Genomic DNA, 25521 nt, shown 5'->3' with positions numbered 1-25521 from the left:
TAGCAATATTAAAAGACAATTTATTTTTAGAGAGGATAGAAAGAATGAGAAAATTAGGCAAGATAGTAACTACTTATTTATTAGCTATATGTTTTGTTTTTAATATGGCTACAACTGCTTTTGCAAGCACATTAAATGGAATCCAAGCAAGAATTATAGATAGAGTCACTGCTTCTCAAGAAGTAAAGAATATAATTGGTGAACTTATAACTCTTTATTCAGAAGGATATAGAGTAGATGTTATTGGACACTTAGAAAAATTAAAAGTAACATCACCAGAATATTATGAAATATGGAATTCAGTTATTGAATATTGGGACTGGATTGAAAGTGATATGATTGAAAACATTGGAGTTGCTCCAGATGGAATTGAAAATCCAGACAAGCATGCTTTCATAGTTTTAGGATTTGCATTAAATGAAGATGGAACTATGACAGATGAGTTAATTGGAAGATTAGAAGTTGCTAAGGCTAGCGCTTTAAAATATCCAGAAAGTTATGTTTTAGTAACTGGTGGAGTAGAAAAGAATGGCTGGACAGAAGGACGTAGAATGCGTGATTGGTTAGTAGCTAACGGAATTGATGAAAGCCGTATCATTGTAGAAGAGGCAGCTCCAGATACAGCAGGTAATGCAACAAACAGCTTCCAAATGCTTTATAATGATTATGATGTTGATAGCGTATCTTTAATTACATCTCAATATCACTTAAAAAGAGGAAGTCTTCTTTACTATGCAGAATCTTTATTAAAAGCAGAAGAATTAGGAGTAGAACCTATTGAGTTTATTGGTGAAGCAAATGCAGGATGGTACAGAGAAGATAAAACTTATGAACCATTATCATTAAAGGCTTTAAGCTTAAGATTAATTGGAAGAGTAGATACTATTGAAGTTTCAGATATAGTAGCAGGGCTTAATGGTATAAAAGTTACTGGTAAGACTGAATATGTTCAAGGTGAAGAACTTGATATTAAAGTTACATCTATAGACAACAATAACTATAATGTAGATTTAACTGATTATGTAACTGTAAAAGGTTTTGATACTGAAACTATTGGTGAGCAAAATGTAGAAGTATCTTATATTGAAAGAGGTACTACTTATAAAACAATATTTAATGTTAACGTTTCAGAACCAGAAAAAATAAACAGAGATACTGCAACTCAAAAAGTAAAGGATATCATTGGTGAACTTATAACTTTCTATTCAGAAGGATATAGAGTAGATGTTATTGAACACTTAGAACAATTAAAAGTTGCTTCTCCAAAATATCATGAAATTTGGAATTCAGTTATTGAATATTGGGACTGGATCGAAAGTGATATGATTGAAAATATTGGAGTTGCTCCAGATGGAATAGAAAACCCAGAAAAACATGCTTTCATAGTTTTAGGATTTGCATTAAATGAAGATGGAACTATGACAGATGAATTAATTGGAAGATTAGAAGTTGCTAAGGCTAGTGCTTTAAAATATCCAGAAAGTTATGTTTTAGTAACTGGTGGAGTAGAAAAGAATGGTTGGACAGAAGGACGTAGAATGCGTGATTGGTTAGTAGCTAATGGAATAGATGAAAGCCGTATCATTGTAGAAGAGGCAGCTCCAGATACAGCTGGTAATGCAACAAACAGCTTCGAAATGCTTTATAAGGATTATGATGTTGATAGCGTATCTTTAATTACATCTCAATATCACTTAAAAAGAGGAAGTCTTCTTTATTACGCAGAATCTTTATTAAAAGCAGCAGAATTAGGAGTAGAACCTATTGAATTTATTGGTAATGCAAATGCAGGATGGTACAGAGAAGATAAAACTTATGAACCATTATCATTAAAAGCTTTAAGCTTAAGATTAATTGGAAGAGTAGGTACTATTGAAGTTTCAGATATAGCAGCAGTAATTGAAGGTATAAAAGTTACTGGTAAAACTGAATATGTTCAAGGCGAAGAACTTGATATTACAGTTACATCTATAGATGATATGAACTATAATGTAGATTTAACTGAATACGTAACTGTAGAAGGCTTTGATGCTAATGTTATTGGTGAGCAAAAGGTAGAAGTATCTTATGTTCAAAGAGATACTACTTATACTGAAATATTTACAGTTAATGTATCAGAAGCAGTAGCTGATGAAGAAACAGACACAGAAACAGACACAGAAACAGATGCTGATACAGAAGTAGATACTGAAACAGATACAGATACAGAATCAGATACAAACAATAAGAATGAAGAAAATTCTGATTTAGTAGCTACATCAGATTCAAATAATATGGGAGTTCTAGCAGTTGCTTTAATGGCAAGCTTAGTTGGAATAGCTGTATTAACATATAGAAAGAAACAAGCAGTATAATATTAATACTAATAAAGCTAATTATAAAATTAAAAATATTGATTAAGAGGCATTTATATATGCCTCTTATAAACAATAATTATGCTGAATAAGATATGTAAAAAACAGTTTAAATTTTATTAATGAGTATATGTGTTTATTGGTAGAATACCAATAAATTGACAATTAGCAAGAAATCTATTATTATATTGTTATGATATTGTATAAAAATGTTAATTTAAAAGATTAAAGTCTATCAGATTTTAATCTTTTTATGATTTACATAAGAAAAAGGTAGTAAAGAGATTTAGTTTAATTAGGTATAAGAGAATTACAAAATAGCATTATAAAGAAGGGAAAGAAAAGGAGAGTTATGAGAAAAATATTATTTGTTTTATTTTCAGTGTTTTGTTTTTTATTTAATATGACTACAACTACTTTTGCAATAACAAAAAATAGTATTATAAATATAGGAGAAAATAATACAATCTTATTATTACTTATAGCTATAGGCTTAATTGGAATAGAGATTTTAATAATAGACAAAAAGAGAGAAATAGATTAAGGAGATGAATTTAATATCTTCTTAATCTATTTTTTTAATAACTATAAAGATGTATAATAAATACAAAAATAATTATAGAGTAACTAGGGGTCAAGTAAATTGAATTGAATATAAGATATTTAGAAATATTAAAATTTTTGATTAATTCTAGAACTTATATAAGTGTTGAAGATTGTAAGTAAAAATATATTGATAGTTTGTTCTGCTGGCTTTGCTACAGGAAGATTATTAGAAGCTAAAATTAAAGGAAGTTTTGATGATAATATAGTTGGAGTTACATCTATACATAATATAAGCAGGTTATTAGAATCAAAAGAAAAAATACTTATACTCAAGTGGTCTAAACATAGATAATATTAAAAATTTTGGAGCTAACTATTAGTTAGGTCTTTTTTATATATGAAGAAGTTAAATCTAAAAAAAGTCCTAAAATCTAAAAATAATATAAGTATTATAAAAAAGTAGAAAAGCAAATCTAAAAATATTAAAAGTTTTAATAAATATTTTTCTAAAAAATTCTTAAAGCCATATGTTACTATTAATACAGAAGTTGTAAAGCATTACAATATATTAAATAGGGATAATTATATATATGGAGGGGTTTAAATGAGAATTAAAAAATTGACATCAATTATCATGGCAGCAGTATTATCTTTTGGACTAGTTGCTTGTAGTGGAAATACATCAGGCGGGACTGATGAAAATACAGGAGATGCCGCAAGTGAAAAGATTACTATTTGGGCTTGGGATGAAGCCTTCAATATAGTAGCAGCAAATAAGGCAAAGGAAATATACTTAAAAGATAATCCAGATGCTGAAATTGAAGTAGTTACTATGGCTCAAGATGATATTGTAGCAAAATTAAATACAAGCCTTTCATCAGGTTCATATGAAGGACTTCCTAACGTTGTATTAGTAGAAGATTATAGAATACAAGGATACTTACAAGCTTATCAAGATGAATTTGCAGATTTATCTTCAGTAGCTAAGCCAGAAGATTTTGCAGAATATAAAACTGGTGTTAATTATATAGATGGAAAGTTATATGGAATCCCATTTGACAGTGGAGTAGCAGCTACCTTCTATAGAACAGATTTAATTGAACAAGCAGGTTATACAAAAGCAGATATGGAAAACCTAACTTGGGAAAAATATATTGAAATAGGTAAGGCAGTTAAAGAAAAGACAGGAGCTTATATGTTAACATTAGATCCAAGTGATTTAGGACAAATTAGAATGATGTTACAAAGTGCTGGATCATGGTACACAGGTGATGATGGAAAGGTAACTGTAGCAGATAATCAAGCATTAAAGGATGCAATTAAGATATATCAAGATTTAACAGAAGCAGGGATTGCAAAACAAACAGCAGATTGGGATCAATTTGTAGGTGCATTTAATAATGGTGAAGTTGCTTCAGTAGTTACAGGATGTTGGATTACGCCTTCTATAAGAAATGCAGAAGATCAAAGTGGTAAATGGGCTATAGCAGCATTCCCTAAAATGTCTAACAATGCAGATTCAGTAAATGCTTCATCTATAGGTGGAGCTGGATGGTATGCACTTAAGAATGTAGGAAATACAGATATGGCAGTAGATTTCTTAGGTAAGACTTTTGCATCAAATGTAGATTTAATGAATGATTTAGCTGATGCTATAAATTTAGTTAGTACTTTAAATGCAGCATCAGGAGCACCTAATTATTCAAAGGGAAATGATTTCTTCGCTGGACAAGAAATATTCGGAGATTTCGCTAAATGGACAAGTGAAGTTCCATCAGTAAATTATGGATTACACACTTATGCAGTTGAAGATATTATGACAGAAGCTGTTCAAGCTATATTAGGTGGGGCAGATGTTGATGAAACATTAAAATCATATCAAACTCAAATTGAAGCAGCAGTAGCTCAATAAAGAAAGAAGATAAATATTATATTCCTTGCTCCGTCGTAAACTCCAAGTCGCCGTCATATAATATTTATCTCTTTCAAAACTGAAGGTAATAATTCCTCATTTCATTCGGAATTATGAAAAATAGGGATTAATATTATATTCTTTGTGACCTCGCAGGCTCCAAGTTACCAGAATACAATATCTATCTCCTAATATACTGAAGGAAAGGAAATTATAAAAAATTATATACAGGGTAATATTTTTATAAATTTATAAATAATAAAAAATAGTCATTTATTAAAAATTAAATTAGTAAATGGCTATTTCTTTTAAAAGAGGTGATTAGTTTTTGAAAGGCAGTAGTAAAAATATATCTTTAAAAAATAGATTAGATAAAAAAGCATGGCTATTTATTGTGCCAAGTGTAATTTTAATAACAGTATTTGTGTTTTATCCTATGATTCAGGCCTTTATTATTTCGCTAAAAAGTGGGATGGGTAATAATTTAAGCTTTACGGGCTTAGATAATTATAAGAGATTGCTTACAGATTCTACTTTTAAAAAGGCATTATTTAATACACTTATGTATTTGATTATTCAAGTTCCATTAATGATAATTCTAGCTCTTGCTATTTCAGCCTTATTAAATGATAAGAAATTAAAGGCAAGAGGATTCTTTAGAACGGCAATATTCCTACCTTGTGTTACATCTCTAGTTGCATATTCTATCATCTTTAAAAGCTTGTTCGCTACAGATGGTTTTGTAAATGCAATTTTAATGAAGATTAATCTTATTGCAGAACCAATTGCATGGATAACACATCCTGTTTGGGCAAAGGTATTAATAATTATAGCTATAACATGGAGATGGACAGGATATAATATGGTATTTTACTTAGCGGGTATGCAATCTATTGACGATTCAATATATGAGGCAGCAGAAATTGATGGAGCAAGTGCTTTTATGAGATTTAAAAGCATTACTCTTCCATTATTGAAGCCAATAATTTTATTTACAACAATTAATTCAACGATAGGAACACTGCAATTATTTGATGAAACTGTAAATATAACTAATGGTGGACCAGCAAATGCAACTATAACTATTTCTCAATATATATATAATTTATTGTTTAAATATTCACCAAATTTTGGATATGCAGCTGCAATTTCATATATAATAGTTATAATTATAGTAGTATTATCCTTTATTCAATTAAAAGCTGGAGGTGATAAGGATGAATAAAAAGTTTAGTATAGTTAGTTTCTTAAAGTACACTTTTCTAAGTATAGTATCATTTATTTCTATATTTCCATTCATTTGGATGATAATTGCAATAACAAATAAATCAGTAGATGTAACCAGGGGGACACTAATACCTGGAGGATATTTTATACAAAATTTAAAGAACTTATTAGCTTCAGATTTGAAATACATTACTGCATTTAAGAATTCTTTTATAATTGCAATTGTTACAACTTCAATAGCTATGATAGTTTCATCTCTAGCAGGATATGCATTTGAAGTTTATAAAAATAAAACTAGAGATAAAGTGTTTAATTTCATATTACTTTCTATGATGGTTCCTTTTGCAGCACTGATGGTACCATTGTTTAGATTATTTAGTAGTTTTAAAAACTTTGGACCTTTAAAAGCAATAGGACTAAATACTAATGGTTCAGTAATAATCATAGCTGTTGCAACAGCATTTTTAATATTTTTCTTTAGGCAAAACACAAAAAGCTTTCCTAAGGATTTAATAGAAGCAGCTAGAATAGATGGACTTGGAGAGCTAGGGATTTTCTTTAAGATATATATCCCAACAATGAAGTCAACTTATGCAGCAGCAATTATAGTTACATTTATGGCAAGTTGGAATAGTTATTTATGGCCACTTATTGCACTGCAATCTCCAGATAAAAGAACATTACCGTTAGTTATTTCAGCTTTGGGTTCATCTTATACTCCAGATTATGGAATGATAATGACTGCTGTAGTTATAGCAACATTACCAACTGCAATAATATTTTTCTTAATGCAAAAACACTTTGTAGCTGGTATGACAGGCTCAATAAAGGGTTAATAATTGGTCCCCAGGGGAAAATCCCCAGGGGATTTTCCCCTGGGGATTATATAAAGGAGGAGGAAAATGTCAAAAGATATTAAGCCAACATTAGAATGGCTAGAAAACCCAGAAGTATTCAGAGTAAATAGATTAGATGCACATTCAGATCATTTATTCTATGAAAATTTAGGAGATATATCATTAGGATATGATATGCCATTAAAGCAAGATTTAAATGGAAAATGGAAATTTTCTTATGCTGTGAACCCAGAAAGAAGAGAAAAAGATTTTTACAAGGAAGATTATGATTGTAGAAGCTTTGATTATATAGATGTTCCAGGACACATTCAAATGCAAGGCTATGATAAGCGTCAGTACATTAACACGATGTACCCTTGGGATGGAGTAGAGGAGCTTAGACCTCCCCATATCTCAAAGGAGTACAATCCTGTTGGAAGTTATGTGAAGTATTTTAATTTGAAAGATGAATTAAAGGGAAAGAAGGTATTTATATCATTTCAAGGAGTGGAAACTGCTTTTTATGTATGGATAAATGGAAAGTTTATTGGATATAGTGAAGATACTTTTACACCTTCAGAATTTGAAATTACTGATTATATAAAAGAAAATGAAGAAAATAAATTAGCTGTAGAAGTGTATAAAAGAAGTAGTGCAAGTTGGATAGAAGATCAAGACTTCTGGAGATTTTCAGGAATATTTAGAGATGTTTATTTATATGCAATTCCAGAAGTTCATATAAGGGATATATTCATAAAATCAACTTTAGACGAAATATACGAAAATGGGAATCTAAATGTAAATTTAGAATTAATGTCTTCTTTAGATAATTATAAAAATTATAAGATTAAATCTTATCTTAAAGACGCTAATGATAATTTAGTTTATGATTTTGGAGATGTTAAACTTGAAAAATCTATAATATATTTTAATTCTGTAATTAAAGATGTAAAGCCTTGGAGTGCAGAAAAACCTTATTTATATACTTTATATATTGAAGTTTTAGATGAAGATAATAAGTTAATTGAAGTAGTACCTCAAAGAGTTGGATTCAGAACTTTTGAAATAAAGAACAATATTATCCATATTAATGGTAAAAGAATAGTTTTTAAAGGTATAAATAGACATGAATTCAACTGTAGAAAAGGTCGTGCAATAACTAAGGAAGATATGTTATGGGATATTAAATTTATGAAGCAGCATAACATCAATGCTGTAAGAACATCACATTATCCAAACCAAATTTTATGGTATGATCTTTGTGATGAATATGGAATTTATTTAATTGATGAAGCAAATCTAGAAAGTCATGGTTCTTGGCAAAAGATGGGGGCATGTGATCCAGAATGGAATATTCCAGGCTCATTACCAGAATGGAAGGAAGTAGTTTTAGATAGGGCAGAATCAATGGTTGAAAGAGATAAAAATCATCCATCTATATTAATTTGGTCTTGTGGAAATGAATCATATGCAGGAGAAAATATTTTAGAAATGACAAAATACTTCCATAAGAAAGATGATACAAGATTAGTACATTACGAAGGGGTATTCTGGAATAGAGAATTTGATGATGCTAGTGATATGGAAAGTAGAATGTATGCTAAACCTAAGGATATTGAAGAATATTTAAGTAATAATCCAAAGAAACCATATATTAGTTGTGAGTATATGCATGCTATGGGAAATTCCTGTGGAGGAATGAAGCTTTATACAGATCTTGAAAATAAATATCCTATGTATCAAGGAGGATTTATTTGGGATTATATAGACCAAGCTATTGAAGTAGAAAAGGATGGAGTTAAGACCTTAGCATATGGTGGAGACTTTGATGATAGGGCAACAGACTATTGTTTCTGTACAGATGGAATAGTATATGCTGATAGAACTATATCTCCAAAAGCACAAGAGGTTAAGAAACTTTATTCTAATATAGAAATTATTCCAGATAAAAATGGAGTAACTATAAAAAATAATAATTTATTTATAGGAACAAAGGATTATTATTTTGTTGCTTATATAGAGAAGAATGGGGTAAGAATTTTTGATGAAAAATTAGATAATGTAGATGTTGGAGCTGGAGAAAGCAAATATACAACTATAAATTACCCATTAATTGAAAGTGAAGGGGAATATAGTTATAATGTAAGTATGAGATTAAATGATGATAAATTATGGGCTAAAAAAGGTTATGAATTAGCTTTTGGACAATCTGTTTACAAGATTAACTGTAATGAATGTAAAGGTTATAATAGCATTGATGAACAGGAATTTAAAGTTATTCATGGAGATGTAAATATAGGGGTTGTAGGTAAAGACTTTAGGATGATCTTTTCCATCCAAGAAGGGGGATTAATTTCTCTTTGTTATGATGGAGTGGAATATATAACAAGAGCTCCAAGAACTTCTTTCTTTAGAGCTACAACTGATAATGATAGAGGAAATGCTCATAATTTTAGAACTGCAGATTGGCAAATAGCAGGATTACATCAAAGGTTAGTTGACTTTAAATTTGAAGAAAGTGATAAAGAAATATCATTAATTTATAAATTTGATCTGCCTACAAGAGTTAAAACTAGTAATACAGTTAAATATACTGTAACTCCAGATGGAAATATAAAAGTTGATATACATTATGATGGAGTAGAGGGATTATCAGAGATACCTTTATATTCTATGGACTTTAAATTGAAAAAGAATTTAAGCAATTTTGAGTACTATGGTTATGGACCAGAGGAAAATTATATTGATCGTAATAATGGTGCAAGACTTGGAATATTTGAAAGCACATCTAGGAATAATTTATCAAAATACTTAATTCCTCAAGAGTGTGGAAATAGAACTAATGTCAGATGGCTAAAGGTAAAAGATTCTCAGGGAAAAGGGCTTAAATTCACTTATACTGATAATCCATTTGAAATAAGTGTATTACCATATAGTGCTTATGAGCTTGAAAATGCAATGCATATATATGAACTTCCACCTATTAATTACACATGGGTTAGAATTATAGCTAAGCAAATGGGTGTAGGTGGAGATGATAGCTGGGGAGCTTTAGTGCATGATGAATTTACTATTTCATCTAAAGAAGATATAGATTTAAGTTTTATAATATCTAAGTTGTAAAAGGGTAATTATCCTCCTGGGATAAATCCCCTGGGGTAAATCCCCAGGGGATTTACCCCAGGGGATTTAAGAGGAGGTATAATGGGTAAGAAATATTGTAAGGTTCTGATTGTGGAAGATGAATTTATAATGCGACAAGGTATGAAGCATATGATTGAGTGGGAAAGAGAAGGATTTACAATAGTTGGAGAGGCAACTAATGGTCAAGAAGCATTAGAGTTAATTGAAACTTTAAAACCTAATATAGTAATATCAGATATAGTTATGCCTATTTTAAATGGGGTGGATTTTTCTAAAGTAATTCAAAGAAAATACCCAGAGGTTCAAATTATAATTTTAAGCAGTTATGATAATTTTGAATATGTAAAAGATACACTTCTTAGTGGAGCAGTAGATTATATTTTAAAACCTACCTTAAATCCAAATCAGTTATTAGTTACCTTAAATAAAGCTGTTGATAGAATTCCAGGATTAGAATTAATTAAAGATGAAGATATGTATTATAGTAATATACTTGAAAGGTATATTCTTGGCTTTGATGATTTCATTGATAATAATAGTTTTTATACCATTTTCCCTAATACATGCTTTAGACTTTTAGGAATAAATATTAAACAAGCTTATGGTAAAAATAGAGAAACTGTAAAAGAAGTAAAAAGTATAATTGAAGAATATTTGATAAATCATGACTATGCATTTATTAAGTTTATATTAAATGAGGAAGTTTTATCATACTTAATTAATTATAGAATGAATGAGGATAAGAAAATAGTTAGTGAAATTGAAAAATATATAGAAAATAAAATAATTCACAAAAATATGTTTTTTGTAATTACTTCAAAGTTTGATAATTTAGCTAATGTTAGAGAAATATATAATAAAAAATTAATTCCTTACTTATCATTGAAGTTTTACTATGAAAATAAAATTTTATTATACTCAGAAAAAATTTCTTTAGAAGAAAAAATAGAAAAGTTTGATTCAAGTAAGTATGATAACTTATTAAAGCGAAAGGATTTTACTTCTGCAATAAGCTTTATGGAGAACTATATTGATTTAGCAATATCATCTAAAATGGATGAATATAAGCTTAAAAATCTAGTTAAAAATTTACTTTATAATTTAATAGTAAACTTAGAGAGCTATGATTTAGAAGCAGAGGAATTAAGGCAAAACTATTTTAAAAAGATTGATAAGCTTCAGTATTTAGAAGAATTTAAAAGGGTAATTGAAGAAATAGTTTTGGAATTAAATGAGTTTATTAATAAGAATGTGAACTTAGATGAAGATAGAATTAATGTAATTTTAGAATATATAGAGGCGAATTATGATAAGACTTTGGAATTAAGTGATTTATCAAAGGCTTTTAATTTTAATTACTATTATTTATCATATTATTTTAATAATCATTGCAAGGAAGGGTTTTCAGAATACTTAAATAGGATTAGGATAGAAAAGTCTTGCGAATTATTAAAGGATAGTAAACTATATGTATCAGAAATTAGTTCAAGGGTAGGATATTCTGATCATAGTTATTTTTGTAGAGTGTTCAAAAAGATAACAGGGCATACACCTAGTAACTACAGAAGATTAGTTTGCAAACAGGGAGTGATAGAGAGTGATAAGGAAGCTGAAGCTAAATAGTTTATTTGCAAAAATATTATTGGTAGTAGTTATTGGAGTAGTATGTGTTTCATTTTCAGTGGGATATATTATTATTAATATTTCAAGAGGAATATTTACTGATAACTACAGTGAATCTCAAAAGAAAATATTTGATCAAGTAAATGATGAAATCTATGATTTTCATAGTGAAATAGTTAAAACGATAGACTCAATAAACTCTCATAAAGCATTTAGAACATATTTTACTGAGGGAAATTTATCTACAAGGGAATTATCTAAGACAATTTATGAATTAAAAAAGCAGATGAAGTCTGCATTAGCTTCGAACTCTTATGATATGAGTGTTTTAGTAGTTGGACTAAATGGACAATCTTACTTAAATAGCTCAGAGCTTCTAAAAATAGATGCTAAGGAAATAATAGACCTAGAAATAAATAAAAAATCTATTGAAAATAATAAAACTATAACTTATGAGTACCTTGAAAGAGGTATAACATCTTCAACTATGAATGAACCTGTAATAATTATATCAAAGGCATTGAATTTACAAGATGAAAAGCCTTATGGAGTTATTAATTTTATAATTAAAGAAAGAAGCTTCCAGAAGTTTTATGATTATTTTACAGTTGAAATAAATGATATAGTCTTGCTTGATGAGAAAAATACAGTATTATCTTCAAATAAGAAAGGTAATCTTGGAAAAGTTCAAGAAGACTTTAGAGAGAAAATAAATGAATTAATTGAAAATAAGCAGTTGAATAAAAGTTATGAAAGAAATGGCAATACTATATTTATTCAAAGATTACCTTATTGTAATTTAACTATATGTGGGACATTAGATAATACTAAGGCTTTATCAAAAATATATGATGTTAGGAATATAGTTCTCATATGTGTTTCCATAACCTTATGTATTTTAGCAGGTATATTTTTACTAGTAAGACAAATGACAAGGCCTTTATATTTATTGGCAGATAAGATGTCAAAAGTTAAGAATGGAAATTTTGATGAGTTTATAGAGGTTAGCGGACCAGAGGAAGTAAAAGAATTATCATCAACGTATAACTATATGATAAAAGATATTAACAAGTATGTAGATGAACTAGTAAAAGTACAAAGAGAAAAGAGGAAGGCTGAAATTCATGCACTCCAAATGCAAATAAATCCACATTATATTTTCAATACTTTATCTAGTATAAAGTGGCTAATTTGGCAAGGAAGTAAGGACAAGGCTGTAAGTGCAATAGATGCGTTTATTAATATGATTAGAAATACTATTAGTAAAACTGATGAATTTATTACTATTGAACAGGAAGTAGAAAACCTTAAAAACTATGTACTAATTAATAATATAAGATTTGGAGATAGGATAAAGGTTGAATATTTTATAATGCCCAATTGTTATAAATATTTAATACCAAAGCTAATATTACAACCATTTATAGAGAATTCATTCTTTCATGCCTTTCCTTCAGATGAAGAAGGAGAAATTCAAGTTTTTATCAAAGAAAATGACGATGATAGTATTAAAATTGAGATATATGATAATGGAGTTGGCATAGATGAAGAAAAGCTTGATGAGGTAAAAGAAAAGAAGGAAAATAAAAGCCAGCATTTTAGTGGAATAGGAATTAATAATGTAGACAGTAGAATAAAACTGATTTACGGAAATGATTATGGAATTAGTTTAAAGAGTAAATTAAACAAAGGGACAACAATAACCATTATTATTCCTAAAAAAGAAATTAAAAGCTAAAATAGGTTGAATAAAAGTATAGAAATAAAGACTAGCTGAGAAGGTGTTATTAGACTTTCTCAGCTTTTTATATGTTTTTTACAAATTAAGGAATAAAAATATTTATGAGGTAAATAATTAGCATTGATGGGAAGTTATGTAGGATAAATTATTTAAGACCAATTTGAAGGAGTACAAGTATGAGCACACCTAAAATTAAATGGCAAAATGGAGCCATATATCATGTTGGAACAAGGGGGAATCATAAAGAAAAGTTATTTAATGATTTAGAAGATTTCAATGTTTATTTAGGAAAATTAGAAGAAAGCTTAATATACTATAAGGAACTAAATTATACGGTAGTTGCTTATTGTTTAATGAGTAACCATGTTCATCTATTAATAAAAACAGATAAGGCGCCATTAACAAGTCTAATGAGGAGATTAAATTCTACTTATGCACTTTATTACAATCTAAAATACAAGTGTGTAGGACATTTATTTGAAGGAAGATATTTCTATGAAATGATAACTGATTATGGGCACTTACTAGAGCTTAGCAGATATATTCATTTAAATCCTGTAAGAGCTAATATAGTTGATCATCCTAAGAAATATAAATGGTCCAGTTATACAATGTTTGTTGGTAATAGAAAGCTTAATATTATTAACCCTGAAATAGTGCTTGATAGATTTGTTAGTAAAAAGAGATATAAAGAATTTGTTGAAAATGCAATAATTTCTAATAAAAAAATACCTATAATATAGGTTCCCCTGGGGAACCTAATAAAATAAATTTTCAAAAAACTCTTGAAAATGTATTCATAACATGTTACTATAAATATACAAAATATTGTACATTCACAAGGGAGTGATATAATGGATGTTCAAAGTAAGCTTATGCAGAAACTTGGAATTGCAATTACTTCTTTAGCAGTAGAGTTTTTACCTTTAAACAAGGGAGACAGGATAAAGACAGTTGCAGAGCTTGCTGATAGTTATCAAACAGCTAGGGGAACCATTCAATCGGCTATAAAGTTTTTAAAACAAGAAGAGGCTGTTACCTTAGAATCTAGGGGGCATCTTGGAACATTTATAAAGGAAATAGACTATATAAAACTTTTAGAGCTAACTGGTATTAAATCCTTAGTAGGGGTAATGCCATTACCTTACTCGAAGAGATATGAAGGTCTAGCAACAGGTATTTATAAGTGCTTGAATGATAATGGAGTTAATACTAACCTTGCTTTTATGAGAGGATCTAATCATAGATTAAAAGCTTTAGAAGATGGCAGGTATGATTTTGCAGTTACTTCTAGACTAACAGCAGATTATTATTTGGAAAATAATAAAAATATCCAAATAGTCAAAACCTTTGGTGATTTTAGTTATGTTAATGAGCATATTATAGTAGTAGCAAAAGATTTTAATGGAAAGTTCACTAAAGGAACTAGAGTTGGAATAGATACATCTTCAATAGATCAATTTATGCTAACTAAAACATATTTTAAAGATTTAGAAGTTCAATATGTTACATTAAACTATAGTCAATTTATTAATGCAATTAAGGAAAATGAAATTGATGTAGCTATCTGGAATTTAGACGATATCCAAGATAGGAAAGATGATATTAAATTTCTACCTCTAGATAGGGAAAAAAATAATATTAAAGATACTGAAGCTGTAATAATCGCAAATAAGGAAAATTCAATTGTTCCCGTGCTTTTCTCAAGAGTATTAGATACGGAAGAAGTTAAGGAATATCAAGAACTAGTTATGGAAAAGAAAATAATGCCTCAATACTAAGAGGTATTTACAATATGAAAATACAAAAAAATGTACATTGGAGGTTTGTCATGGAATTAGATATTAGATTAAATATTTTCAAGGAATCGGGAATGTTATCAGAAGAAAATTATAATAAGGTATTAAAGGTTATAGAGTATTTTAATGATATAAAGAATATAAAACTTGTAGAAGAAAATGCTGCAATGTTCATAACTCACCTATGTTCAGCATTGGGAAGAATGGACAAGAATGAAATAGTAAATGATATTGATGAGGAAATACTTGAATCTCTTAAATTAGAGGAAAAATACAATGAGTCCATGCATCTTGTAAAGGATTTAAAAGAAGTAATAGGTGAAATTCCAAAAGAAGAAATGAATTTCTTAGTAATGCATGTTTGCACATTATTAGCACAAGTTTAAAAATTAATTAAATAAATCATACATAAATAATTTAAATATGGAGGAATTAAAATGAAAAGAATAGTTATTGGTGGACAAATAGACAAGCAAAAAGTTGCTGATATTACAGCTAAAATTGCAGGCGATAGAGCAACAATAGAAATAAAAAGTGATATAGAAGCTGCAATGGCTATAAAGACTGGGACAGCAGATTTTTATTTAGGAGCTTGCAACACTGGTGGAGGTGGTGCTCTAGCTATGGCAATTGCATTACTTGGAATGGGAAATTGTGCAACAGTATCAATGCCGGGTCACATTAAAACAGAAGCAGAAATTAAGGCAGAAGTAGATGCAGGTAAAAAAGCTTATGGATTTACAGCACAACATGCAGAAGAAGTTATACCAGTAATTCTTAAATATATTCTTTAAGGTAAATGATAAGGCCAAAAAATAAACAAATTATAAAGATGGTATAAAGAAAAATATTAGGATTAGTTATTTATTAAATTTAAATAAAAAAATATAAAATTTTGGGAGGAATTATATATGCAATATCTTCAATATGTAGTAGTTGCACTATTAGGAGCACTAGCAGCAATCTTATCTAACACAGGAGTAGCCGTATTTAATGATGGTTTTAGACCAATCGTTCCTGAGTATTTAGATGGAAGAATGGATAAAAAGGCTTTAGCAGCAACATCATTTGCAATCAGTTTTGGATTAGTTATTGGTTTTGGTATTCCAGTTTCAATAGCTGCATCAATCATTTTAATTCACAGTATTTTATTAGGAACAGATATCATTGGAGCTTTTTGCCCAAGTGGTAAAAAAGGCACTATTATTTCAGGTGTAGTAGGAGCTATATACGGAATAGGTATAGTTTACGGATTACAATTTATAGTTGATTTATTTGCAATGTTACCAGTTAACTTCTTAGAACCATTAAAACAAGTTGGAACTCCAATTACTGTTGCTTTTGCAGTATTCCCAGCTCTAGTTGTTGCATATCAATTTGGAACTAAAAAGGGTTTATTAACAGGTATAGTTGCTTTAATAATTAGACAAATAACAGAAATATATGGAAAATTTACTTTGAGTAGTGGGGCAACAATTACATTAGATAAAGAAGGTATGGCTTTACTTGCTGGTATGATAATTATGATTATATTTGCAGTACAAGAAAAACCAGATCCAAATGCACCAAAGATTGATTTAGTATCAATATTCCAAGATAGAGTTAAGAGAATTAAAAAGAACTTACCAATATTAGCATTAATGGGTGGATTAATTTCAGCAGCAACTAGTTTAAGTTTAGTAGCTGGAGACCCAATAAGTTTAAATCTTTTAGCAGAAGGAAAAAATACTGAAGCTGCTATGACTGCTTTTGCAAGAGGTATAGGATTTATTCCTCTAGTAGCTACAACAGCAATTTCTACTGGAGTTTATGCACCAGCAGGTATGACATTTGTATTTGTAGTTGGATTCTTAATAGGAAACCCAATACTAGCTTTTGTAGCTGGAGCTGCAGTTATGGCTATAGAAATATTCTTCTTAGACGGATTAGCTAAATTAATGGACAAGTTCCCAGGAGTTAGAAAATGTGGAGATAATATAAGAACAGCAATGAGTAAAGTTTTAGAAGTTGCTTTATTAATAGGTGGTATGATGGCTGCACAAGCTATGGCACCAGGACTTGGACTATTCGTAGTAGTTGGCTTATATGTATTAAACAAGACTTCAAAGAAACCAATAGTAGATATGGCAGTTGGTCCAGTTGGAGCAATTGGAGTAGGAATATTAATAAATGTACTTTACTTAGTTGGATTATATGTAATACCAGCGTAAGTTAATGGATAATGCATAATGGATAATTAATGAAATAACTCGGCTTTGGCCGAGTTATGAAAAAATGAAGGAATGAAAGAATGAAGAAGAACAAGTAATGGATAATGCATAATGCAAAATGCATAATTAGGGAATAAACTCCTGCGGAGTTTAGGAAAATTAAAGAATTATAAAATGAAAGAATGAAAAAATAAATGATTAAATTCCTTCGGAATTTATAAATTTCATAATTCAGCTTTAGCTGAATTATATCTACAATTACGCATTATGCATTATCAATTATGCATTAGCAAAAAGGGGGGGGTTTAGATGGAGAAGGAAATAATTTATGCTCATGAGCATATAACAATAGATTTATCTGGTGTAAAGAAAGATAAGGATTGTTTCTTAAACAATAAGAATCAAACTATAGAAGAGTTTAAGGAATTAAAGAATAAAGGTGTTTCTACTATTATAGATGTTACTAATAGAGGCATGGGGAGAAATACAGAGTATGTAGCAGAAGTTATAAGAGAAACTGGTCTAAATATCCTTCAAGCAACTGGATATTATAAGGAGCCTTTCTTACCTGAAGAGGTTTATAGAATTAATGAGAAAGAAATGGCAAGGATATTAGTTGATGAAATTGTAAATGGAATTGATGGAACATCTACAAAGGCCGCTGTTATAGGAGAAGTTGGAACTAGCTTAAAAAGAATTGAAGATATGGAACTTAAGGTTTTTGAAGCATCTTCAAGAGCTCATATTGAAACTGGAAAACCAATAATTACTCATACGACTTTAGGGAAATTAGGTCTTGAACAAATTGAAATATTTAAAAAGTTTAATGTAGATTTATCTAAAGTAACTTTAAGTCATATTGATTTAAGTGGTGACTTAGAATATATGTTTAGATTGCTAGATACAGGTGTTAATATCGCCTTTGATACAATAGGGAAAAATAATTATCAACCAGATGAAGATAGAGCAAACTGGCTAAAGGAGCTTTGTGATAGAGGATATAGTAATCAAATAGTATTATCCATGGATATTACAAGGAAATCTCATTTTAAGGATAATGGAGGACTTGGTTATAGCTATTTAATAGATAGTTTCTTACCAAGATTATATGAAAAAGAAATCTCTAACAAGCATGTAGAAAATATGTTAGTTAATAATATAAAAAATATTTATGGCCTTAAATAGGAGGATATTTATGAGAACTTACCCATTACATTCGATAAGTTTAGAGGAAGCAAAGAAATTACAATTTAAAATAATAGATACTATAACAAAGCATTTTGATGGTAGAGAGATATTATCACTAGGTGATTTAGGGGTAGTAAAGGGATTAAATAAGCCTACCTATACTAAGAAAGTAGAAAATGTTTTTGCTGAAGTATTTGATGCAGAAGCTGCAATATTAGTAAGGGGAGCAGGAACAGGAGCCATAAGATGGGGGCTTATAAGTTTTATGAAAAGCGGGGATACAATTTTAGTTCATGATGCACCAATTTATCCTACTTCTAAGGTTACTATTGAAACCATGGGACTTAATGTTATTACTGCTAATTTTAATGATTTAGAAGATATTAAAAATGTAATTTCTAAGCATCCTGAAATTAAAGGAGCTTTAGTTCAAAATACTAGACAAAAGATAGATGATTCTTATGAGTTAGAAGAAGTAATAACAACAATAAAAGAAGGTAATGAAAATATAAGAATAATTACTGATGATAATTATGCAGCTTTAAAAGTAAAAAAGATAGGTAATCAATGTGGAGCTGATCTTGGAAGTTTTTCTTGCTTTAAGATATTAGGACCAGAAGGTGTTGGAGTATTAATAGGTAAGAAGGATTTAATAGATAAGGTTTATTCATTAAATTACTCAGGTGGAAGCCAAGTGCAAGGTCATGAGGCTATGGAAGCGTTAAGGGGATTAGTATATGCACCAGTTTCTTTAGCAATTCAATCTGAAGTTAATGAGGAGTTAGTAAGAAGATTAAGAGAAGGAGAAATTCCAGAAATAAAGGATGCCTTCCTTGCAAATGCTCAATCTAAGGTTCTTTTAGTAGAGTTTAAAGAGGAAATTGCGGAAGAAATCTTAGAATTAACTACTAAGTATGGAGCAGCTTCTCATCCAGTAGGCTCTGAATCAATATATGAATTTGTTCCAATGATGTATAGAGTTTCTGGAACATTTAGAGCAGCAGATCCAACTCTTGAAAAGAGAATGATTAGAATCAACCCAATGAGAAGTGGGGCAGATACTATAATCAGAATTTTAAAGAGTTCAATAGAGGAAGTAAGAAAAGATAAGTAAGGGGGAGCAAAGGTGTTTCTTGAAAAGACTGTAGAAAGAAATAAAGAATTAGTTCAAGCTGCATTTAGTCTCCATAGAGAAGGATTAATTTTACCAGATACTTATGTCATAGATCTAGATACTTTAATAGAAAATGCAAGGAAGATAAAAGAAGAAGCAGATAAGTATGGAATCAAGCTTTATTTTATGACTAAGCAAGTAGGAAGAAATCCTATTATATCTAAAGAATTTATGAAGCTTGGATATGAAGGTGCTGTAGTTGTTGATTTTAGAGAAGCAGAAGTTATGCTTAATAATAATATTAAGATTGGACATGTTGGGCACTTAGTTCAAATACCTAAGGCTTTAGTTGAAAAGGTAGTTAAATCTAGGCCAGACTATATTACTGTTTACACTATAGAGAAGGCTAAAGAAATTAATGAAGCTTGTGAAAAGCTTGGTCTTAAACAAAATATTATGTTAAGAGTATTAGGTGAAAATGATAATTTATATTCTGGTCAATATGGTGGGTTTAAATTAGAAGAACTTAAATCTGTTGGAAATGAGTTAATTAAACTTAAGAATATTAATATAGCAGGAGTAGCATCATTTCCATGTTTCTTATATGATACAGAAACTAATGAAATTAAGAGAACAAATAATATTGATACTATTAAAGAAGCAAAAGAAATTCTTGAAAGAGAATTTGATATAAAGATAGAACAGCTCAATATGCCTTCTGCAACCTGTGCAAATTCTATTAAGAAAATATATGAAGAAGGTGGTACTCATGGAGAACCAGGACATGGTTTAACAGGAAGTACACCATATCATAAATATAATAATGGGGTAGAGCTTCCAGCTATGGTTTATGTAAGTGAAATATCACATAACTTATTAGATAAAGGATATTGTTATGGGGGAGGTCATTATAGAAGATCTCATATGGAAAATGCATTAGTTGGAGAAAGTATAGATAATTCAAAGTTTGTTAAGGTGAACCCTCCAACTGATGAAAGCATAGATTATCATTTTGAGTTATCAGAAAATTGTAAGGTGTCTGATACAGTAATAATGGCATTTAGAACTCAAATTTTTGTAACGAGAAGTAATGTGGCTTTAGTTAAGGGAATACAAAAGGGAAAGCCAGAGATTATTGGTATTTATGACTCACAAGGGCAGTTAGTTAGAAAGTAAGTAATAGGTAAGAGTGAAGAGTTAAGAGGGAACAGCGAATAGTGAACAGTTCAGTGAGTTTTGATGTGCAAAATTAGGCTTGTTGAATATTTTATTAATTCATCTTAACAATTAAATTAATATTTATAGAAATAGAAATGGATGATAGAGGATGGCTTATGTTACGACTCTGCTGAAATTTCTTTTTTTTATATTGTGTCCCCAGGGGAAAATCCCCAGGGGATTTTCCCCTGGGGACACACAAAAAAAAGGAGGTTATTAAATGAATAAGTTTATAGTTATAGTTCTTGATGGTTTTGGGATAGGAGAAATGGATGACGTGAAAGATACAAGACCTCAAGATATTAATTCAAATACTTGTATGCATATATTAGAAAGAAGAAGTGATTTAAAGCTACCTAACTTAGAAAGATTAGGTTTAATAAATATACTAGGTAAAGAAATAAATGGGATGAAGAAAAATCCAAGTGCAACTTATGGTAAGTCTAATTTAACTCATTTTGGAGCAGATACTTTCTTTGGGCATCAAGAAATAATGGGAACTAAACCAAAGATGCCTTTTAGAGAGCCTATAAAAAATAAAATTGAAGAAATTTATATGGCATTAAAAGATGCTGGATATAAGGTTCAATATAAATATGGAAATAAAGAAAAATATCTTGTTGTAGAGGATGCTCTTACTGTAGCAGATAATATAGAATGTGATTTAGGTCAAGCTTTTAATATAACTTCTGCTTTAGATTTAATTCCTTTCAATAAGGTATTAGAAATAGGATATATAGTTAGATCAATAGCAAGAGTACCAAGAGTAATTACTTTTGGTGGAAGAGAGATAACTTTAGAAGATATATTAAATGCAGAAGAAGAAAAAGTTGATGGATATATTGGGATAAATGCACCTAAGTCTGGAGTTTATAATACTGGATATGAGTGTATTCATTTAGGCTATGGAGTTAACCCTAAAACACAGGTATCAACTATATTATCAGAAGAAAATGTTCCAGTTTACTTACTAGGAAAAGTAGCTGATGTAGTTATAAATGAAAAAGGTATAAGTATTCCTATGGTAGATACAGAGAAAGTTTTAAAGAAAACTATTGAAGTATCAAAGGAAGTAGATAGGGGATTTATTTGCTGTAACGTACAAGAAACTGATTTATCTGGACATGCTGAAAATGTAGATAGATATGCAGAGAAATTACAGATAGCAGATAGATTAATTGGTGAGCTAATGGAAACTATTCATGGGGATGATATTTTATTAATAATGGCAGACCACGGAAATGATCCTACTATAGGACATAGTAAGCATACAAGGGAAATGGTTCCAATAATGATCTATGGAGAAAATTTAAAGAAAGGCTATATTGGCGAAAGAAAGACTCTTTCAGATGTAGGAGCAACAGTAGCAGACTATTTTAATGTAAGAAGTCCAGAGAATGGAGAAAGCTTTTTAAAAAATATTATCTCTAAAGAAAGGCAGTAGGAATATGGATAAAGATACTAAGATTTTTAGGGCAAAGGTATTAGCAGAACAAAATTTATATAGGTCAGTAGTATCAATAAATAATAATTTAGAAATTGAAGCAAAAGAAAAAATTGAGGATGTTTTAACCTTTGGTGTAAAAAATACTGTGGATATCCCAGTATCAATAGTGGATAAATTGATGAAAAATTCAAAATATTTATTCTTATCTGTCGATAAGATGTCTCACTTAGGGAGAAGTATAGATACAGATTTAGTAAATCCCTTAACTTATAGATGTATGACTGGCTCAAGTAGTGGCACGGCGATTAATATAATTAAGGGAATAAATGATTTTGGAATAGGTACAGATGGTGGGGGCTCAGTTCTAGCCCCTGCCATTAGTACGAATTTATATTCATTTATTGGATCAGGAGTTAATTTAGTTACAGGTAAAGGAAGTTTATCCACAGATAACATATCCTTTAGTGGTGGAATTGGAATAATATCTAAGAATTTACTTATATTAAAGGAAGTAGTAGAAGATATATTAGAAGAAAAAATAAAAAGTATGGATGAAGTTATTAGAATTGTAATTCCAAAAGAAAACTCATTGAAACTACCTGATGGTTCAGATATGAGAGAAGAAATAGATAAGGCAATAGAGAATCTAGATAATATAAGATTTCAATTTATAGACTATAATTTTGATAATATATATGAAAGAAGTATTTCTATTAAAGAAATAAATAATATTTTTGATAATGATCTAGCAGATATAATATTAACCTATGAAGGACCAATAGATGTTTATGGTTATGATGAAACTATACAAAGAAACTTTAAGGGGATAGCAGAAAAAGAAATTACATCTGATGGTGGAAAAGCCTTAGTTAAAGCTATTAATATGTGTAAATGCACAGGAATAACAATTCCAGGAGAAAAATTAGCAAGTGGCTTTGTTATTTGTGGAAAGCATGGAAGAGAAGGTATGTTTAAGGCTTTTGATTTAGCAGAGGAATTAGATTCATTAATAGAGAAAAATCAAATTTTTCAAAGGTATTTTATTAGAAGAGATAAGTTTGTTGAACCTATAAAATTATAAATTTTAATACCCTAAGGAGTGATTTACCTCCTTAGGGTAATTTGCTTTAGATATTAGTAGATTATTTGTTTTATATTATATATATGATATAATTTAAAATGTTAATACTTAAATAAAGTTTACTTATGTATAAGGAAAACTTTGTAGGGGGAGCATTATTTTATGAATTCATATATAAAAAAGCTAAAAGGTTTAAGCATTAAAAAAATTAAAACAAGATTAAAAATAATTTTAGACGAAATTTTATTTTATTTATTTAGAATATTTCCTATAAAATCTAATAAAATAGTTTTTAGCAACTTTATAGGGAGAGGCTATGGAGATAATCCTAAGTATATTGCAGAAGAAATAATAAAACAAAATTTGAATTACGATATGGTTTGGTTAGTTGATAAAGAAATAGGTGATGTAAAGACAATTCCATCAGAAATAAGAGTTGTAGAATATGGAACTTTTAAAGCTATTTATGAGTTAGCAACAGCAGGAATATGGATAGATAATGTTAGAAAATCTGAATATATTAGAAAAAGAAAAAATCAATATTATATTCAAACATGGCATGGTGGGCTTGGAATTAAAAAGATAGAAGGCGATGTAGAAGAGGCCCTAAGTAAAGGCTATTTAAATATGGCAAAAAAAGATTCTAAGATGATAGATTTAATGATATCTAATTCTACATATTTAACTGACTTATATAAGAGAGCTTTCTGGTATGATGGGGAAATTCTTGAGTGTGGGTGTCCTAAAAATGACATACTTTTTAATTATAATAAGAACATATCTGAGAAAGTTCATAAATATTATGGAGTAAGTAAAGATAAAAAGATATTATTATATGTACCAACATTTAGGGTAGATGGATCAACTGACTGTTATAATATAGATTTTAAATCTGTACTAGGCACTTTAAAAGAAAAAACTAAGAGTGAATGGGTAGCAATTATTAGACTTCATCCTAATTTAATTGATAAAGTTGACTTTATAAGTTATGATGAAAATATAATAAATGGAACATTGTATCCAGATATGGTTGAGCTTGCAATTGCCTCTGATGCATTAATATCTGATTATTCAAGTTGTGTATTTGATTCAGAAATGCTTGGAATACCAACATTTATATACGCTTCAGATAAAGAAAGCTATATGAATGATAGAGGATTCTATTTTCAGCTAGAAGAATTACCATTTTTAATAGCTGAGGATAATGAACAACTCATGAATAATATTATAAACTTTGATATGGAAAAATATAAGTTAAAGATTGAAGAATTTCATAATAAAGTAGGGTTAAAGGAATCAGGGAAAGCAGCTAAATTAATAGTTGAAAAGATTAAAAGTTTAAACAATGAGGTGGAAGATTAATTATGAATATAGCACTTATAATAGCTGGTGGCGTAGGCCAACGTACAAACCAAGATATACCAAAACAATTTATTAATGTTAATGATAAGCCAGTAATAATATATACATTAGAGGCCTTTCAAAATCATGATGAAATTGATGCGATAGAAGTAGTATGTTTAGAAGGATGGCACGATATATTATCAGCCTATGCTAAACAATTTAATATTACAAAACTTCACAAAATAGTATCAGGTGGAGATAATGGGCAATCATCAATAAGGAATGGAGTATATAGCATAAGTGAAAGTTTTTCTCCAGAGGATATTATTTTAGTACATGATGCAATTAGACCTATGCTATCAAATGAAATAATTTCTGATTGTATTAAGACCTGTAAAGAATATGGCTCTGCAATAACATCAATTCCTTGTGCAGAGGCAATGTTATTTACGCCAGATAAGCTACAATCAGATAAGATAATTTCTAGAGATGAATTATTAAGAACCCAAACTCCACAAGCTTTTCCAGTAGGTAAGTTAAAACAGGCTCATGAAGAAGCTTTAAGAAGAGGTATAACTAATTCAGTAGCTAGCTGTACATTAATGATAGAGCTTGGAGAAAAAGTATATTTTTCTAAGGGGTCAGAAAAGAATATAAAATTGACAACTGCAGATGACTTTGAAATCTTTAGGGCTTTATTAACAGCTAAGAATGCTGATTGGTTTAAGTAGGAGGAG

General features: G+C 29.4%; 21 protein-coding genes. All 21 read left to right on the top strand.

All coding sequences use genetic code 11. The annotated features are described in order from the left end of the window. The first annotated feature begins 44 nt into the window (after window positions 1–44). The 21 genes from QK892_RS06205 to QK892_RS06105 all read left to right on the top strand — a co-directional run bounded on the left by QK892_RS06205 (window position 45) and on the right by QK892_RS06105 (window position 25515). A complete protein-coding gene (locus tag QK892_RS06205) occupies window positions 45–2354 on the top strand; it encodes a YdcF family protein (protein ID WP_317272669.1) in 2310 nt (769 codons plus the stop codon). 352 nt (window positions 2355–2706) lie between these two features. Continuing rightward, window positions 2707–2898, top strand: a complete 192-nt coding sequence (locus QK892_RS06200) for a hypothetical protein (RefSeq protein WP_317272668.1) — start codon at window positions 2707–2709, stop codon at window positions 2896–2898. A gap of 162 nt (window positions 2899–3060) precedes the next feature. Next, window positions 3061–3252 (top strand): PTS sugar transporter subunit IIB, encoded by a 192-nt coding sequence (locus QK892_RS06195; RefSeq protein ID WP_317272667.1) that lies wholly within the window; start codon window positions 3061–3063, stop codon window positions 3250–3252. Window positions 3253–3504: 252 nt separating this feature from the next. Then, window positions 3505–4812 (top strand): ABC transporter substrate-binding protein, encoded by a 1308-nt coding sequence (locus QK892_RS06190; RefSeq protein WP_317272666.1) that lies wholly within the window; start codon window positions 3505–3507, stop codon window positions 4810–4812. 328 nt (window positions 4813–5140) lie between these two features. After that, window positions 5141–6037 carry a carbohydrate ABC transporter permease gene (locus QK892_RS06185; protein ID WP_317272665.1) on the top strand — a complete coding sequence of 299 codons (897 nt, stop codon included), beginning with the start codon at window positions 5141–5143 and terminating at the stop codon, window positions 6035–6037. Beyond that, on the top strand, window positions 6030–6875 hold the full coding sequence (locus QK892_RS06180; RefSeq protein ID WP_317272664.1) for a carbohydrate ABC transporter permease: 846 nt from the start codon (window positions 6030–6032) through the stop codon (window positions 6873–6875). Before QK892_RS06185 ends, QK892_RS06180 begins: the two co-directional genes overlap by 8 nt. Before the next feature lie 66 nt (window positions 6876–6941). After that, window positions 6942–9998, top strand: a complete 3057-nt coding sequence (locus QK892_RS06175) for a glycoside hydrolase family 2 TIM barrel-domain containing protein (RefSeq protein ID WP_317272663.1) — start codon at window positions 6942–6944, stop codon at window positions 9996–9998. An 81-nt stretch (window positions 9999–10079) separates the two neighbouring features. Further along, window positions 10080–11642 carry a response regulator gene (locus QK892_RS06170; protein ID WP_317272662.1) on the top strand — a complete coding sequence of 521 codons (1563 nt, stop codon included), beginning with the start codon at window positions 10080–10082 and terminating at the stop codon, window positions 11640–11642. Beyond that, complete coding sequence (locus tag QK892_RS06165) at window positions 11617–13380, top strand: sensor histidine kinase (RefSeq protein ID WP_317272661.1); 1764 nt, start codon at window positions 11617–11619, stop codon at window positions 13378–13380. Before QK892_RS06170 ends, QK892_RS06165 begins: the two co-directional genes overlap by 26 nt. 179 nt (window positions 13381–13559) lie before the next feature. After that, entirely contained in the window at window positions 13560–14126 is a 567-nt protein-coding gene (locus QK892_RS06160; RefSeq protein ID WP_317272660.1) for a transposase, read from the top strand. A 111-nt stretch (window positions 14127–14237) separates the two neighbouring features. Further along, complete coding sequence (gene yhfZ, locus QK892_RS06155; RefSeq protein ID WP_317272659.1) at window positions 14238–15164, top strand: GntR family transcriptional regulator YhfZ; 927 nt, start codon at window positions 14238–14240, stop codon at window positions 15162–15164. A 50-nt stretch (window positions 15165–15214) separates the two neighbouring features. Then, complete coding sequence (locus tag QK892_RS06150; protein WP_317272658.1) at window positions 15215–15568, top strand: PRD domain-containing protein; 354 nt, start codon at window positions 15215–15217, stop codon at window positions 15566–15568. 51 nt (window positions 15569–15619) lie between these two features. Further along, window positions 15620–15976, top strand: coding sequence for a DUF2620 domain-containing protein (locus QK892_RS06145; protein ID WP_317272657.1), 357 nt, complete (start codon window positions 15620–15622; stop codon window positions 15974–15976). 117 nt (window positions 15977–16093) lie between these two features. Further along, window positions 16094–17392 (top strand): YhfT family protein, encoded by a 1299-nt coding sequence (locus QK892_RS06140; RefSeq protein ID WP_317272656.1) that lies wholly within the window; start codon window positions 16094–16096, stop codon window positions 17390–17392. Between the two features lie 309 nt (window positions 17393–17701). Next, complete coding sequence (locus QK892_RS06135) at window positions 17702–18577, top strand: phosphotriesterase family protein (RefSeq protein WP_317272655.1); 876 nt, start codon at window positions 17702–17704, stop codon at window positions 18575–18577. Window positions 18578–18587: 10 nt separating this feature from the next. After that, window positions 18588–19694 carry an aminotransferase class V-fold PLP-dependent enzyme gene (locus tag QK892_RS06130; protein ID WP_317272654.1) on the top strand — a complete coding sequence of 369 codons (1107 nt, stop codon included), beginning with the start codon at window positions 18588–18590 and terminating at the stop codon, window positions 19692–19694. Between the two features lie 12 nt (window positions 19695–19706). Beyond that, a complete protein-coding gene (locus QK892_RS06125) occupies window positions 19707–20870 on the top strand; it encodes a YhfX family PLP-dependent enzyme (protein WP_317272653.1) in 1164 nt (387 codons plus the stop codon). Between the two features lie 262 nt (window positions 20871–21132). Continuing rightward, window positions 21133–22356 (top strand): phosphopentomutase, encoded by a 1224-nt coding sequence (locus QK892_RS06120; protein ID WP_317272652.1) that lies wholly within the window; start codon window positions 21133–21135, stop codon window positions 22354–22356. 4 nt (window positions 22357–22360) lie between these two features. Next, window positions 22361–23440, top strand: a complete 1080-nt coding sequence (locus QK892_RS06115) for an amidase (RefSeq protein WP_317272651.1) — start codon at window positions 22361–22363, stop codon at window positions 23438–23440. Window positions 23441–23602: 162 nt separating this feature from the next. Continuing rightward, window positions 23603–24802, top strand: coding sequence for a CDP-glycerol glycerophosphotransferase family protein (locus QK892_RS06110; protein WP_317272650.1), 1200 nt, complete (start codon window positions 23603–23605; stop codon window positions 24800–24802). Window positions 24803–24804: 2 nt separating this feature from the next. Next, window positions 24805–25515, top strand: a complete 711-nt coding sequence (locus tag QK892_RS06105) for an IspD/TarI family cytidylyltransferase (protein ID WP_317272649.1) — start codon at window positions 24805–24807, stop codon at window positions 25513–25515. The last annotated feature ends 6 nt before the right edge of the window (window positions 25516–25521 follow it).

It is taken from the genome of Clostridium lamae (assembly GCF_033043255.1).
Taxonomy (GTDB): domain Bacteria; phylum Bacillota; class Clostridia; order Clostridiales; family Clostridiaceae; genus Clostridium; species Clostridium lamae.
The sequence above is the reverse complement of the archived record's forward strand: the minus strand, read 5'-3'. Positions and strand labels throughout refer to the sequence as shown.